The organism is Albibacterium bauzanense, from assembly GCF_004339765.1.
Classification (GTDB): Bacteria; Bacteroidota; Bacteroidia; order Sphingobacteriales; family Sphingobacteriaceae; genus Albibacterium; species Albibacterium bauzanense.
Genome location: NZ_SMGO01000001.1, coordinates 994,379 through 1,009,926 on the forward strand (window position 1 = coordinate 994,379; position 15,548 = coordinate 1,009,926).

Annotated in this window: 17 protein-coding genes; 2 read left to right on the forward strand and 15 right to left on the reverse strand. The window is 34.6% G+C overall.

The genetic code is table 11. The features are described from left to right. Positions 1 to 17 precede the first annotated feature (17 nt). The 7 genes from C8N28_RS04535 to C8N28_RS04565 form a co-directional block, all read right to left on the reverse strand. Positions 18 to 968 carry an MBL fold metallo-hydrolase gene (locus C8N28_RS04535; RefSeq protein WP_246012747.1) on the reverse strand — a complete coding sequence of 317 codons (951 nt, stop codon included), beginning with the start codon at positions 966 to 968 and terminating at the stop codon, positions 18 to 20. After that, the gene (gene coaE / locus C8N28_RS04540; protein WP_132221939.1) at positions 961 to 1,572 is read right to left on the reverse strand and encodes a dephospho-CoA kinase; all 612 of its coding nucleotides are present in this window, start codon (positions 1,570 to 1,572) and stop codon (positions 961 to 963) included. The genes C8N28_RS04535 and coaE overlap by 8 nt, the downstream gene beginning before the upstream one ends. 1 nt (position 1,573) lies before the next feature. Then, positions 1,574 to 2,521 carry a CdaR family protein gene (locus C8N28_RS04545; protein ID WP_132221941.1) on the reverse strand — a complete coding sequence of 316 codons (948 nt, stop codon included), beginning with the start codon at positions 2,519 to 2,521 and terminating at the stop codon, positions 1,574 to 1,576. Between the two features lie 75 nt (positions 2,522 to 2,596). Continuing rightward, positions 2,597 to 2,908, reverse strand: coding sequence for a preprotein translocase subunit YajC (gene yajC / locus C8N28_RS04550; RefSeq protein ID WP_132221943.1), 312 nt, complete (start codon positions 2,906 to 2,908; stop codon positions 2,597 to 2,599). Positions 2,909 to 2,927: 19 nt separating this feature from the next. Continuing rightward, positions 2,928 to 3,389 (reverse strand): DUF1573 domain-containing protein, encoded by a 462-nt coding sequence (locus C8N28_RS04555; protein WP_132221945.1) that lies wholly within the window; start codon positions 3,387 to 3,389, stop codon positions 2,928 to 2,930. Positions 3,390 to 3,419: 30 nt separating this feature from the next. After that, positions 3,420 to 4,367, reverse strand: a complete 948-nt coding sequence (gene nusB / locus C8N28_RS04560; RefSeq protein ID WP_132221947.1) for a transcription antitermination factor NusB — start codon at positions 4,365 to 4,367, stop codon at positions 3,420 to 3,422. 38 nt (positions 4,368 to 4,405) lie between these two features. Next, the gene (locus C8N28_RS04565; RefSeq protein ID WP_132221949.1) at positions 4,406 to 5,500 is read right to left on the reverse strand and encodes a Leu/Phe/Val dehydrogenase; all 1,095 of its coding nucleotides are present in this window, start codon (positions 5,498 to 5,500) and stop codon (positions 4,406 to 4,408) included. 115 nt (positions 5,501 to 5,615) lie between these two features. On the opposite strand from C8N28_RS04565, the gene C8N28_RS04570 reads away from it, so the two are divergent. Then, positions 5,616 to 7,406, forward strand: a complete 1,791-nt coding sequence (locus C8N28_RS04570; RefSeq protein WP_132221951.1) for an ABC transporter ATP-binding protein — start codon at positions 5,616 to 5,618, stop codon at positions 7,404 to 7,406. On the opposite strand, the gene C8N28_RS04575 is transcribed toward C8N28_RS04570, so the two are convergent. Further along, positions 7,407 to 7,943: a tetratricopeptide repeat protein gene (locus C8N28_RS04575; protein ID WP_132221953.1), complete on the reverse strand. Its 537-nt coding sequence runs from the start codon at positions 7,941 to 7,943 to the stop codon at positions 7,407 to 7,409. A 99-nt stretch (positions 7,944 to 8,042) separates the two neighbouring features. Between C8N28_RS04575 and ung the strand changes: the two genes are divergently transcribed. After that, complete coding sequence (gene ung, locus C8N28_RS04580) at positions 8,043 to 8,720, forward strand: uracil-DNA glycosylase (RefSeq protein ID WP_132221956.1); 678 nt, start codon at positions 8,043 to 8,045, stop codon at positions 8,718 to 8,720. On the opposite strand, the gene C8N28_RS04585 is transcribed toward ung, so the two are convergent. The 7 genes from C8N28_RS04585 to pyrF form a co-directional block, all read right to left on the reverse strand. Further along, positions 8,717 to 9,187, reverse strand: a complete 471-nt coding sequence (locus C8N28_RS04585) for an Lrp/AsnC family transcriptional regulator (RefSeq protein ID WP_132221958.1) — start codon at positions 9,185 to 9,187, stop codon at positions 8,717 to 8,719. The genes ung and C8N28_RS04585 overlap by 4 nt on opposite strands. Before the next feature lie 60 nt (positions 9,188 to 9,247). Continuing rightward, positions 9,248 to 9,670, reverse strand: coding sequence for a SufE family protein (locus tag C8N28_RS04590; protein ID WP_132221960.1), 423 nt, complete (start codon positions 9,668 to 9,670; stop codon positions 9,248 to 9,250). Between the two features lie 24 nt (positions 9,671 to 9,694). Next, on the reverse strand, positions 9,695 to 10,918 hold the full coding sequence (locus C8N28_RS04595) for an aminotransferase class V-fold PLP-dependent enzyme (RefSeq protein WP_132221962.1): 1,224 nt from the start codon (positions 10,916 to 10,918) through the stop codon (positions 9,695 to 9,697). Positions 10,919 to 10,929: 11 nt separating this feature from the next. Further along, positions 10,930 to 12,231 (reverse strand): Fe-S cluster assembly protein SufD, encoded by a 1,302-nt coding sequence (sufD, locus tag C8N28_RS04600; protein WP_132221964.1) that lies wholly within the window; start codon positions 12,229 to 12,231, stop codon positions 10,930 to 10,932. 5 nt (positions 12,232 to 12,236) lie between these two features. Next, the gene (gene sufC / locus C8N28_RS04605; RefSeq protein ID WP_132221966.1) at positions 12,237 to 13,001 is read right to left on the reverse strand and encodes a Fe-S cluster assembly ATPase SufC; all 765 of its coding nucleotides are present in this window, start codon (positions 12,999 to 13,001) and stop codon (positions 12,237 to 12,239) included. 50 nt (positions 13,002 to 13,051) lie between these two features. Next, complete coding sequence (gene sufB / locus C8N28_RS04610) at positions 13,052 to 14,500, reverse strand: Fe-S cluster assembly protein SufB (RefSeq protein WP_132221968.1); 1,449 nt, start codon at positions 14,498 to 14,500, stop codon at positions 13,052 to 13,054. Positions 14,501 to 14,685: 185 nt separating this feature from the next. Further along, on the reverse strand, positions 14,686 to 15,519 hold the full coding sequence (gene pyrF / locus C8N28_RS04615; RefSeq protein WP_132221970.1) for an orotidine-5'-phosphate decarboxylase: 834 nt from the start codon (positions 15,517 to 15,519) through the stop codon (positions 14,686 to 14,688). Between the last annotated feature and the right edge of the window lie 29 nt (positions 15,520 to 15,548).

The following is a 15,548-nucleotide window of genomic DNA, read 5'->3' on the forward strand; positions in this document are numbered from 1 at the left end:
TATAGAAAAAGTATTTACTACCCTAGTTTTTTAACAGGAATCATCTCTTTATAATACTCTTCTAATTTGTAACCATCACCGTGTATAGTCCAAATTTCCTGAGGTTCCACATACTTAATATATTCGATTATATCATTCCAATCAACATGATCGGAAATATAAAGAGATGTATTATTGTTTTTTTGCAGATATTCCCAACCAGAAGCAAAAACTCTTACCATATCTCCCACTTTAATTGAACTATTGAAAGTAACTGGCGGAACAATATATACAAACTCCTGATTCCTTTGTTGTTTCATAATCTTTCTATCATAAGGCTTATAGAGAAGTTTATTTACACCGAAATGTTCATAAATTTTATGAATACGCATTATTGAATGATGCAATAAAACAATCTTATTAGGACAGTGAATATTAATAAGATGATTTATACGTTGTGCTTTACCTAATGGATAGGCACCTAGAAGAATATTATAAGGTATTTCACTTAGCTGTTGGATCTCGCTGTCCGGGTTTGGATGTTTTACTGACGGATTCGCAAATGTACTCTCTGTTATCAATACATCTGCCTTAACATAATCAATCGGCTCACAAGTAGCATCCTCCTGCATTTTATAATCGCCTGTATAAAGATAACGGACTTCTTTATAGACCATTAGAATTTGTGCAGAACCAAGAACATGCCCTGCCGAGAACAATATGATTTGAATATCGTTTATAAAGAATTCCTGATAGAAGTCTTTTGGTATAAAGCTCATAGACGCATTATTGCCATAACGGCATTCCATAATAGCCTGGGTTGCTGGAGTACAGTAAACAAGCTGATTTCCAGGACACGCATGATCAGCATGAGCATGAGAGATTAATGCACAACCAACCGGGACTTTTGGGTCAATATAAAAACCACCGTATGTACAATATAAACCCGATGATGTTAAGACTAAAAAGTCGTTTAATATTTTATTCACTTATGGAAGGTGTTGTTCTTGAAATGCTATTGAAGTACTCATTCAGCTTTAGTACCTGGGGAATAATAGCTGTTTTATCATCATTTATAATTATGAAATCAGCTAACTCCGTTTTTTCTTTCTCGGGCATTTGTTTACTCATCCTCGACCTTACATTCTCTTCACTAACACCTTCTCTATTTTTAACACGCTTTATACGAATTTCTTCAGGGGAAGTGACAACAATAACAAAATCACAATCTCGATATGAACCACTTTCAAACAAAATAGCTGCTTCTTTAATAACATAAGCAGATTTTTGCTGTAATGACCAATCAATAAAAGCTTTTATTGTAACCGGGTGTACCAGGCTATTTAACTTCTTTAATTCTTCCTGATTGTTAAATACTTTATTCGCCAAATAGCTTCTATTTAATTCATTATTGGGAAGGTATGCTTCTTCTCCAAACTCTCTTTTTATTGAAGAAATCAAAAAAGCATCTGTTACCATGATAGACTTGGCAATTACATCTGCATTAAAGACAGGTATGCCAAGTATTTCAAAAACACGGCAGACAGTGGTTTTACCGCTCCCAATCCCTCCTGTTATTCCAATTTTAAGCATACTACCTCTTTATAATAAAATCTATATTTTGAGGATTTATTTTAACAATTTCACAAAAGTCCGGAAATTTGGTCAAAATAACGGGCAAAGTACTAACCTTATTTTCAGTCCAATTCTCTAAATTAACAACAGCTTCAAATGAACTTGGAGTAATGTTTGAATAATTTTTAAGAGAAACCAAAACAGTAATCTTTACCTTAGAGGGGATCAGTCGTACAGAGGAATATCTCTCTGCATTTTCTACTTTTAAAGGCAATTCAAGAACCTTCTCTGTAACCTCTCCTATTGGGACAGTAACTTCAACAGAGGTTGGATAAACATTGATATTTGCTTTACCTTTCTGCTGTAAAAACAAACGGCCCGTCAGGTCAGAATCAAGATCTTTGCGTCTAAAGGTATCAGTTTCCCATTCTTCTATTCGTACTAAATCTTCTAAAGGTCCAGTAATTGTAACATACGCCGGATTAATACGAATACTATCAATAATATTATATTGCCTTTGGAAACTGAGATCAGAGATAAGCTTCACAGGTACTTTTTTAACAGTCTGCTTAGAGAAATCAAAATAAAGAGTATCGGGAGTAATAGATACAACTCTCTGTGTTCCTCCAAACTGCCTATTGATAAAACCCATTTGGCTGGAAAAGACGATCCAATCTCTTGTCCTTAAAGGACTCAAGTCGATATCAATATCTTGAGATTGTAACCTAAGCTTAGAGAACAATACCTGCCAGCCTGAACCTTCTACTTGAAGATCTACTGTATCTGACTGTAATGGATGAAAAGCTTTATTATCGGGTGCATTTACATATCGAATAGCAGCTGGAACTCGATACAGGTATTTACTAGACATCGCAAATAAACCCCATGACAAAATTGAGATTACTACACATACAATAAATATGCGGGCTTTCTGCTTTTGTAATTTGGTTAAATTCAAAACTGCCATGACCTAGAATAAAAAATTAAACGCTTAACAAATAGTTTACAAAACTACCTGTTAAGCGTTCTAAAGACCTTATCTCTACTGAGCGTTCGCTGCTTTAGAAGCATCTAAAGATACTGAACTTTTATCAAAGCGAATTTTTACTCCACTTCCTACATCTAGTAAAATAGAAGTATCACCAAGCTCTACAATACGACCGTGGATACCTGCAGTAGTTACTACTTTATCGTTTACTTTTAGTGCTTCAATATATTTTTTATGATCTTTTGATTTCTTCATTTGTGGACGGATCATAAAAAAATAGAATACCACAATGATCAAAATCATAGGTAAAAAACCCATCAATCCACCACCACCAGTGGCCTGTAATAAAATTGTTCCTGTTGTCATAATTATTTTCTTTTTGTGTTTACTTTACTTCACCTTTTAAATGAAAAATTGTTTGTGAGGGGTACGCATTAGATTCCATAGTTATTACTTTATGCTGCATTCCCGGTTGATTACTTGTATCAAATACTACATCAATTGTAAATTCTTCGCCTGGTTTAATAGGTTGCTTCGGATAATACGGTGTTGTACACCCACATGAAGCACGAACAGAATTAATTATCAATGGTGTTTTACCAGTGTTAATAAATGCATATTCATGAGATACTTTTTCTCCTTCTTTAACCTCACCGAAACTATAAGTATCTGTTTCCTGAAACACTATAGGTGCATTAGCTGTATCAACAACCGCAGTTTCTGCTGAAGGCTCTGTAGTAATTGCTTCAATAGTATCTAAGTTTCCCTGAGCTCCTTCTTGAGTGCTATTACCGCAGGAAACAACAAAGAATGAAGCAGAAAACAATAGTATTACTAGATTTTTCATTCAAATATGGTTTGTTTACAAATATAAATTTTATTCGTTTAATCCACGACCTTGTTTACGAATTCTACCAGAAGTTTTTAACTCCGATAATACTTTATCAAGAATTCCATTTATAAAAGTATTACTTTTCGGCGTGCTGAATATCTTAGAGATCTCAATATATTCATTAATGGTTACTTTAACAGGAATAGAGGAGAAATTAATTAATTCGCAAATCGCTAATCGCATAATTAACGTATCCATCAAAGCAATTCTATCTGCCTCCCAGTTCTTCGTTTTACCACTTATAAAGGACTGATATTCATCGGAATGACTAATGGTTAAAATGAACAAGTCCAGAATAAACTCTCTATCTTCATCCCAATTAGGCGTTAATTCTGCTAAATGGTTTTTTGAAAAGTCAACAGAGCTGAAATTCTTAAAGGTTTTTGCAACTAATGCTTGGAGGACTTCCTTATCTAACTGCCAATTAATAAATTTCTCTTCAAATACTTGCTCAACAGCAGGCAGTTGAAGAATTATTCGTTTAAAGACATATTTAATAATATCCTTTTCGGCAGCTATTGAATGATCTTCCTGATTTAAATAAGCTTTGTATTCTTCTGAGTTCTTTAAATTCTGAAATATCTCACGAGCAATTTCGGGGTCAAATGCCCACGATACACGATATTTTTTTGTCTGATCTATAAATTTGCCGTTTTTCCGCAGAGCTTCAATAAAAGCATTATCATGAAAACGCAAATTATTGTTTAAATCATTTTCGGTAGGTAAATGTTTTCTTGCTCTGCCCTCTGCATCAATCATAGTATAGTCTGCTACCTCAATTAAAAGGTTTAACAGCCATATATACATCTCATATACCTGGTCTACATTGTTTAATAGTGATTTCTCAAACTTAGAAACTTCTTTTTCTTCTGATTGATTGTAGGCATATAAAGTTTGTAGAACTTTAATGCGGAGGTGTCTGCGGTTTAACATAAATATAAAGAACGATTTTTTTTAATGGAAATATAACCTTAGTTGGATTTGAAATTATTAATTATTTTAATGGAATTGATTCGATCTTCAGCAATTTTATTGGCTGCTAAATGGGTAGAAATATTTTCTGCCCTCGATCGCTGAATAACAGAACGAGTAGCCTCATAGATATTTTCTGCCAGTTCAAGGGTTCTTGATGAAGAATAACCTGCTAATTCAGAATAGCAGCTAATTAAACCCCCGGCATTAATTAAATAATCAGGTGCAAATAATATCCCTCTTTCCAAAAGCATCTTACCGTGCTTACCCTCATCTTCTAACTGATTATTAGCTGAACCTGCAATAATTTTGCAGTTCAATCTTGGAATTGTATTGTCATTTAATGTTCCACCCAATGCACATGGGGCGTAAACATCTATATCTAAATCATAGATTCTGTTATTTTGAACGATCTCGGCTCCGTATTTATTTGCAACTTTAATCATCCTATCTTCTACGATATCACTTATATATACTTTAGCATTTTCGTTTCTTAATAAAGCAACTAAACCTTCTCCTACCTGCCCTGTTCCCTGAACCAATACTGTTCTTCCTGCTAAACTATCATTGCCAAAAAGCTCCTTTATTCCTGCCTTAATACCATAGTAAACACTTTTCGCAGTAAATGGAGATGAATCTCCGCTACCACCAACAGAACTTGGCAAACCAGCCACATAAGGAGTCTCCATCTTTATGATCTCCATATCCCGAGGATTGGTACCTATATCTAAAGAAGTGATATAACTTCCATTAAGCTCATTTACAAACTGACCAAAGCGACGCAGAAGTACTTCTGTTTTCTGAGTTCGGCTATCTCCAATAATAATTGCATTACCCCCACCGAAATTAACACCAGTAATTGCTGATTTATAAGTCATTGCTTTTGATAGGCGCAATGAATCTCTAATCGCATCCTCTTCGGTTCTATACTCGAGCATACGTGTACCACCAATGGCGGGTCCTAATGTAGTATTATGAATAGTAATGATTGCCTTTAAACCGACTTCCTCATCATTACAAAAGACAATTTGTTGATGACTAAAACGTCCAAGTAAATCAAATATGCTATTATTTATTAAATTCTCAGTGTCCATTTTTATTACAGTCGGCAATATTGCCAAAAGTAATAATTTTTTAGATTAATTTACGGATTCATTCAATTAATCGGAATCATGCTCCTATCGATATAATTCATATTTTTGTACTTAAATGAAATACTTACTTTTTCTTAATAAATATTTCTATAAATATAGATGGAGATTAATTCCAGGTGTATTGTTCGTTATTGCATCCAATTACTTTGGAATTCTACCTGCCCAGGTTATTCGTATAGCTTTCGATCTGGTAAAGGAAAATATTAGCCTGTATCAGTTATTTGATGGCTTTGACAGACAAAAAGAAATATACCAAATATTCGGTTATAGTTTACTTCTATTCGGAACATTGGTGCTTATCCTGGCTATAATAAGGGGGCTATTCCTGTTCTTAATGCGCCAAACTATTATACTCACATCCCGGCATATTGAATATGATTTAAAAAATGAGATATACGGCCATTATCAAAAACTAGATATGGCTTTCTTCAGAAAAAACAATACAGGAGACTTACTCAATCGGGTAACTGAAGACGTAGGAAGAGTACGAGGCTACCTGGGACCAGCGTTAATGTATTCTATCAACACCATTGTTTTAACCATTATGGTTGTGGTTGCTATGTTGAACGTTAATACTACCTTAACATTTTACGCCTTATTACCAATCCCCTTCTTAGCTACGGTTATTCTTCTTATAAACAAGATTATTAATCAACGAAGTGAACGGATACAGCAACAACTTTCATCACTTTCTAACTTTGTACAAGAAACATTTTCTGGTATTCGGGTTTTAAAAAGCTATAACCGTGAAGAAAAGAAAATGAAAGATTTTCGTAAAGAAGGAGACCTATATAAAGATGCTTCTATTTCTTTGGTCAAGGCTCAGGCGATCTTCTTCCCACTTATTTTAATGCTAGTAGGATTAAGTACTATCTTAACTGTTTACATTGGAGGGCAGGAGGTTATTAAGGGAAATATCTCTTCAGGAAATATTGCTGAATTTATTGTATATGTAAGTCAATTAACATTTCCAGCTATGTCTTTAGCATGGGTAAATTCATTAATTCAGCGAGCGGCAGCTTCTCAAAAGCGAATAAACGAGTTTCTAGAAACCAAACCAGATATCCATAATACCAACGGATCATCAAACAAAATTAATGGCCACATCAAATTTGACAACGTATCCTTTACATATCCTCACACTGGGATAGAAGCTTTAAAAAACATCTCTTTCGATGTAGATCCCGGAGAAACACTCGCTATTTTAGGACGTACGGGTTCTGGAAAATCTACAATTGCTGCTCTATTAATGCGCATGTACGATGTACAGTCTGGAGAAGTTTTAATGGATGACAAACCCATCAGTTCCTATAATTTACAAGATTACAGAAGACAATTTGGGTATGTTCCTCAAGGTGTGTTTTTATTCTCAGATACAATTGCCCGTAATATCGCTTTCGGTCTTGATAATGAAAACCAAGAGAAGGTTGAAAGGGCTGCTAAAGCAGCAGCTGTTTATAATAATATCATACATTTTGCCAACGGATTTCAAACTGAGATTGGAGAACGTGGCTTAACTCTTTCAGGCGGGCAAAAACAACGAGTATCCATCGCTCGAGCTCTGATTACAGAACCGGAGGTTTTGATATTCGATGATTCATTATCTGCAGTTGATACAAAAACTGAAGAAGAGATCCTTGAAAACTTAAGCGAAATAATGAAGAACAGAACTAGTATATTGATTTCTCACCGTGTATCAACTATAAAAAATGCCGATAAGATTATACTACTGGAAGCTGGAAGAATAGTTGAAAAAGGAACACATCAAGAACTAATATCAACCAAGGGGAAATATTTTGAACTTTATGAAAAGCAAAAGCTAGATGAAGAGAAAATCTATTCTTAGCTAGCGATATTTCGTTTGAGTTCTGTCCATTAAACTCATCTGATCCTTCATTGTTTTTATTTGTTCTGCTAGAAGCTTATTAGTATCTACACGTTTAGCTTCTTGTAGAAAACGTGTTGCTTCTCTCTTATTACGTTTTGCCATTGCAATTCCTGCTAAACTGATATAAGCCATAGCTGTGTTATGACTCATACTTAAACCAACAGAAAGTGCACGCTTAAAGTATTTTTCAGATTTTAAGGGAGCTGTACGCGATTCTATTAAGCCTAATAGTAAAAAATAATAGCCATGTTGCCCTTTAAAAAGCTGCTTTTCAAAGTTGGTAATATTATTTAACCACATCTCAGCTCTATCCATCTTTTCCTTACGAAGATAAAACTGAGCTATTAACATATTCTCATTATAGAAAAATGTTACACCAACTAAGATAGCTATCAATACAATTAATATTCCCCAACCCCAGTGACCAAAAACAAACAAAGTAACCGCAGTCCCTAAAAGACCAAAAGCTATTATTAATCGAACTATATTAGGCATCCTTACTTTCTTTTAATATATAATTTGTGCAAATATCTACTTATTTAGCCGTTTTAACAACTCATTCGTTTAATAAATAGAAAATCATTATTTTCGAAAATGGAATTTGAATTAAATGAAAAGTGGAGAGAAGTTTTAAAAGATGAACTTAAACAACCTTACATTGAAGATCTGAAAAAATTCCTGGACAAAGAATATAATGAGTATACCATTTTTCCTCCTGATAATTTAATTTTTGAAGCCTTTAAAGAAACTCCTTTTAATAAGGTAAAGGCAGTCATACTAGGGCAAGACCCTTATCATAAAGTTGGACAGGCAAGAGGGTTAGCTTTTTCTGTTCCAAAGGGTATTAAAATTCCACCCTCATTGAGAAACATTTATAAAGCCTTGAAGAATGATATCGAGGACTTTCAGATTCCATTACACGGAGACCTTTCTTCTTGGGCAGAACAAGGTGTTTTATTACTTAATACAACATTAACTGTCCGAGAAAATCAAGCTGGTTCGCATCAAAAACATGGTTGGGAACGATTTACAGATAAAGTAATTCAGATCCTTTCAAATAACCAAGAAGGTATCGTATTCCTTTTATGGGGCAATCCGGCTAAAGAAAAAATCAAACTAATAGATACGAATAAACACTACATTTTAACAGCAGTACATCCCTCACCGCTATCAGCCCACAATGGCTTTCTTACTTGCAAACACTTCTCGAGCACAAACGAGTTTTTGATAAAACAGGGAAAGACGCCTATTGACTGGCAAATCCCATCTTAGTATTCCATAGGAATAGTTGGTTCCTTCTTACTTGTGGACATAATCATCATAGTATGAAAGGTTTTTACATAAGGAATTTTACTGATTTTTTCCATAATCAATGTCTCATATGCTTTAATATCTTTCACATAGACTTTCAGAATAAAATCACATTGCCCAGTTACATGATGACATTCAGTAACTTCTTTAATGTTCTTGATAGAAGCAACAAATTCGGGAATAGCATTATGTGTATGAAAATCTAATGATATCTGGATAAATGATTTAATTCCTAATCCAAGGAGTTCCTCATCCACCAATGCATGATAGCTCTTTATATAGCCTGAATTCTCAAGTTTACGAACACGTTCAAGCGTGGGTGCAGGAGATAAACCAATATTGGAAGAAAGTTGGAGATTGGTTATCCTACCATTCTCTTGCAACAACTTTAATATTTGAAGATCAATTTTATCCGGAACGTAAGCCATAATATTCTATTAAGAAGTAAAGCTACACAAAACCAAATTATATTTCGCTAAAATGTGTTATTATTTATTTTCTGATTGTAAAGCAATGGCATACATTTTCATTTGCTTTACCATTGATAACAATCCATTGGCTCTTGTTGGTGAAAGATGTTCTTTCAAACCAATTTGATCAATAAAATACAGATCTGTATTAGCAATTTCTTCAGGTGTATGATTCGAGAGAACTTTTACCATTAAACTTACCAGTCCCTTAGTAATAATAGCATCACTATCTGCAGTAAAAATCACTCTATTGTCAACATAGTCGGCGTGTAACCAAACTTGAGATTGACAGCCTTTAATCAAATACTGTGGTTTCTTATATATTTCATCAATTAGAGGTAATTCTTTTCCTAATTGAATAATATATTCATATTTAGCCATCCAATCTTCAAAAAAGGAAAAATCTTCAATTAGTTCGTCTTGTAAGGCATTAATACTCATCTGATAATTATAGATCGTTAAAATTTATGAAAGCATAGCAACGGCTTTCTTCACTCCTTTTACTAAGGTATCAATATCTTCCTTGGTATTATATAGTCCAATAGAAGCTCTTACTGTCCCCGGAATTCCATACCGAGCCATTAAAGGTTGAGTACAATGATGGCCTGTACGAACAGCTATGCCTAATTTATCCAGAATAACTCCAATATCATAAGGATGAATATCTCCAATAACAAAAGAAATTACACTCGATTTCTCTTTTGCAGTACCAATTATCCGCAAACCATTAATATCTAATAACTCATCAGTTGCATAACACAATAGTTCGTGTTCATATTGAGCAATCTTATCTAAACCAATAGAGTTTATATAATCTATGGCAAATGCTAATGCAACTCCAGCTTCAATATTTGGAGTTCCCGCTTCAAATTTAAAAGGTAAATCGTTATAGGTGGTCTTTTCAAAACTTACGTCCTTAATCATATCCCCACCGCCTTGATATGGAGGCATAGCATTTAACCATTTTTCCTTGCCGTATAAAACACCAACACCCGTAGGCCCGTACATTTTATGGCCTGAAAAAGCAAGAAAGTCAACATCCAATGCTTGAACATCTATTGGAATATGCTGAATGGTTTGAGCAGCATCTACTAATACAGGAATGTTTTGATCATGAGCCAGGCGAATTATATCCTTTATCGGATTGATAGTTCCTAATGTATTAGACACATACGTAATAGATACAATCTTAACTCTCTCATTCAGGAGTTTACTGTATGCATCCATATCCAGCTCTCCGGCATCATTTATAGGAATGACCTTTAAATTCGCTTTTTTACTCTCACATAGAATTTGCCAGGGAACGATATTAGAATGATGTTCCATAGCAGAAATCAGAATCTCATCACCTTCATTTATAAAAGCATTTCCAAAGCTGGAAGCCACTAAGTTAATACTATCTGTAGTCCCTTTAGTTAAGATTATTTCATGTTCCTCTTTGGAGTTAATGAATGCCTTAAGTTTTCTACGAGTAACTTCATAAGCATCAGTCGCTATTTGACTTAAATAATGAACTCCTCTATGAACATTACTATTTTGAGAGCTATAATAATGGTTAATTGCGTCAATAACCAACTGTGGCTTTTGAGTAGAAGCACCATTGTCTAAATAAACGAGCGGTTTACCATTAACCATACTTTTAAGAATGGGGAAATCGTTTCGTATACTATAAATATCGTAATGTGTCAAAATCGTATGGATTAATTATGTTTTAAACCCAACTCTACAAGATGATCTACGTGATTTCTAATGGTTTCATTTTTAAACCGTTCTGTAACATCAAATGCAAACGCATGAACCAATAAGGTACGTGCTTGCTCTTCACCAATACCACGAGATTGAAGATAGAATTTCGCATCTTCATTAAATTGACCAATGGTACAGCCATGGCTACATTTAACATCGTCTGCAAATATTTCTAATTGTGGTTTAGTATTTATAGTAGCATTAGCACTTAACAGCATATTATTGTTTTGCTGAAAGGCATTTGTTTTCTGAGCATCTAAACGAACAAAAATCTTACCGTTAAAAACGGCTGTAGAAGAATCCTGAAGAATATTTTTATACCACTCGTAACTCTCACCAAAAGGCTTCATGTGATCAACAACTGTATGGTTATCAACCAATTGATTGTCGGACAATAATGTGATTCCATACAAATGACTTTCTATATTAGGATCATCCATACGAACATTAATCGTATTGCGAACAAAAGAAGCACCAGGAAAAGTACAGTTATAGTTATTGTAAAGGCTATATTTTCGTTGGATAATTTCTGTGTGGTTATTAAAACTACTTTGTGAACGTGCTTGTTGCAAATAATAATGCTCTAACTTCGCATTTTCATCTACCACAATTTCAGTAACTGTATTCCCGAAAGTCTTAGATGAACCATCTTCAGTAACGAAAGTCTCAATAATTTGCGCTTCCGCATTCTTGTCTAATACAATTAAATTTCGTGTCTGAAAAAATGTCTGTGAATCGGCAACCGAAATATGAACAATATGGATTGGCTTTTGAGCTATTTTGCCCGCTTGAATCTCTATAAAGAAACCGTTATTGGCCAAAGCAGTATTTAACCAAACAAAGGGATTTTCAGCCTTATCTGCATATTGTGCAAAATGTTTATTAAAAGCCTCTAACTGTGCAGCGTCAGCAAAAGAACTAAGTACTATTCCTTGCTCTTCAATAGTATCTGACAAGTCATGACGATAAAAACCATTGACCAATACCACTCGATAGGCATCAACACCTTCTATGTTTGCAGCGTCAACATTGACAGCCTGTCCCGGAAGATGTGCACCTAATTGATAATCCTGATTCAATACAGGTTGAATATTCGTGAACCGCCATTCCTCAGCCTTCGCAGTAGGAAAACCGGTATCTTTAAATTTTTCAAAAGCCTCTTTACGTCGGCTCTCAAGAATCTCCTTTGCAAAAAGCGGATCCTCAAAAGAACCAACTAGCTGTTGATATAATGAACTCGAAACTTGTGTAATCATTTTTTTTAAATTGCATTTTGAGTATCAAAACTCTCTTTTAGCCAATCATATCCTTTTTCTTCCAACTCCAACGCAAGTTCTTTTGTACCTGAACGAACAATTTTACCATTGTAAAGAACATGAACAAAATCAGGAACGATGTACTCTAATAACCGTTGGTAGTGAGTAATCATCACAAAAGCATTGCCAGATGATCTCAATTGATTAACGCCATTTGCTACAATACGCAAAGCATCAATATCCAAACCAGAATCCGTTTCATCCAATATTGCCAATGTTGGTTCTAGCATGGCAAGTTGAAAGATTTCATTTCTCTTTTTTTCACCACCAGAAAAACCTTCATTTAAAGAACGGTTAGTTAATTTAGCATCAAATTCTACCAATTGCTGCTTTTCCTTTACAAGTTTAAGAAACTCTTTTGCACTTAAAGGAGGTAATCCTTTATAAGCACGTATCTCTGTTAATGCAGTTTTTAAGAAATTTATATTAGAAACACCCGGAATCTCTATTGGGTATTGAAAAGCTAAAAATACACCTTCACGTGCCCGGTCTTCAGGAGACATATCTAGTAAATTTTTACCGTTAAAAACAACCTCTCCAGCTGTCACTTCATACTCTGGCCTTCCAGCTAACACAGAGGCCAAGGTGCTTTTTCCTGAACCATTGGGTCCCATAATAGCGTGCACTTCACCTGGTTTAACTTGTAGGTCTAACCCTTTTAATATTTGTTTATCTTCAATTGATGCTTGAAGGTTACTTATGCTTAGCATTATTCTAAATTAGATTTTAAAAAAATATACTTATAAACTTGAACGAACGATTAACCAACACTACCTTCTAAAGAAATAGCAAGAAGCTTTTGAGCCTCTACTGCAAATTCCATTGGTAATTGATTTAATACTTCTTTGGCATAGCCATTTACAATGAGTCCTACAGCCTGCTCTGAATCGATTCCTCGTTGATTCAAATAAAACACCTGATCTTCCCCTATCTTAGAAGTGGTAGCCTCATGCTCTAACATAGCAGACTCATTTTTTGATTCAATATATGGAAACGTATGTGCCCCACATTTATCACCAATTAACATAGAGTCACACTGGGTATAATTACGAGCGCCATCTGCTCCCTTGCTAATCTTAACCAAACCTCGATAACTGTTATGGCTAACTCCTGCAGAAATACCTTTGGATATAATCCGACTACGAGTGTTTTTTCCAATATGCATCATCTTAGTACCTGTATCTGCAACTTGATGATTTCGGGTTAAAGCAACTGAATAAAATTCTCCAACCGAACTATCACCTTTTAATATAACACCTGGATATTTCCATGTAATTGCAGAACCAGTTTCTACTTGTGTCCATGAAATCTTACTGCGGTCTCCTTTACAGATACCTCGTTTAGTAACGAAGTTAAAAATCCCACCATTCCCATCTTTATCGCCAGGATACCAATTCTGAACAGTAGAATACTTAATTTCTGCATCTTCCATAGCTATAAGTTCAACTACCGCTGCGTGCATTTGATTTTCGTCACGCATTGGAGCAGTACATCCCTCTAAATAACTTACATAAGAACGATCATCTGCAATAATCAGCGTTCTTTCAAACTGTCCGGTATTTTCAGCGTTTATCCTAAAATAGGTAGAAAGTTCCATCGGGCAGCGAACACCTTTTGGTATATACACGAAAGATCCATCTGAAAATACCGCTGCATTTAAAGCTGCATAAATGTTATCTGTAGAAGGAACTACAGTTCCTAAATACTTTTTAACCAACTCTGGATGATTCTGAACAGCTTCACCAAAAGAACTAAATATAACCCCTTGTTCTTTTAACTTTTTCTGGAAGGTTGTTTTTACAGATACAGAATCAAAAACTGCATCAACAGCAACTACTCCTGAAAGGATTTTCTGTTCATCTAATGGTATTCCTAACTTTTTAAAGGTTTCTAATAACTCAGGATCAACCTCATCCAAACTATCATATTTTGGCTTCTCTTTTGGAGCAGCATAATAAGACATATCCTGAAAGTCAACATCTGGATGTTTAAAATTCTGCCAAGTAGGTATAGGCATCGTAATGAAATAACGATATGCTTTCAACCGCCATTCCAATAACCACTCTGGTTCATTTTTCTTTGCGGAAATAAAACGAATTGTATCTTCAGTTAAGCCCTTTGGGGCTATATCCATTTCGATATTGGTTGTAAAACCGTATTTATATTCTTCGGTGGTTAACTCTTCTAATAATTGTTTTTCAGAACTCATTTTATAGAAATTTGAGAAATGTTCTCTAATTGATACTGCTGCAAGAATAGCTAAAGACTACTAATACTACAAAGTTACAATTTGAGAGTTAATAAATAACTTTGACAATTGATTTTTACTCAATTTTGATAATCAGCGGTAATCAGACTAATTATCAATAAGCCAACATACAAAGATAAGGCTTATTATATGATATTAGCTTTAATTAATTCCTTTTCCATTGCCTTTTGAAGTAATATAGCTTCTTCACGTGCTTTTTCAGCAAAATCTTTTCCAGATGAAGCATAGATAATAGAACGCGTTGCATTAATCAATAAACCACAGTCAGCATTCATACCATACGTGCAAACATCTTCCAAACTCCCTCCTTGAGCACCTACGCCAGGAACTAAAAGAAAATGATCGGGGGCATGTTTTCTAATTATTTTAAATGCCTCTCCTCTTGTAGCACCTACAACATACATTAGATTTTCAGGACTTCCCCAATAATTAGCGCGCTCAATCACTCTTTCAAAAAGCTGAACTCCTTCTTTATCTTGAATATTCTGAAAGTCTGCACTCCCTTGATTCGAAGTAAGCGCCAAAATAATTGCCCACTTATCTTTAAATTGCAAAAAAGGTAAAACAGAATCACTACCCATATAGGGAGCCACTGTTATAGAATCAAAACCTAAACCAGATGCCCCTTCATCAAAAAAAGCTTGAGCATACATATTAGCAGTATTTCCAATATCTCCACGTTTGGCATCTGCAATACTAAAACAATCTTTAGGTAAAATTTCCCATGTTTTTTGCAAACTCGTCCACCCTTTTAAACCATAACATTCATAGAAAGCAGTGTTAGGTTTATAAGCAACGCACAAATCAGAGGTAGCTTCAATAATCCGTTTATTAAACTCATAAACAGGATCTTCAAATTCCAAAAGGAATGAGGGAATTTTCTTAATATCCGTATCTAAACCTACGCATAAAAAAGAACGCTTAATTTTAATTTGTTGGATAAGTTGCGCTCGTGTCATCGATATTTCAGTAATATTTGGGACAAAAC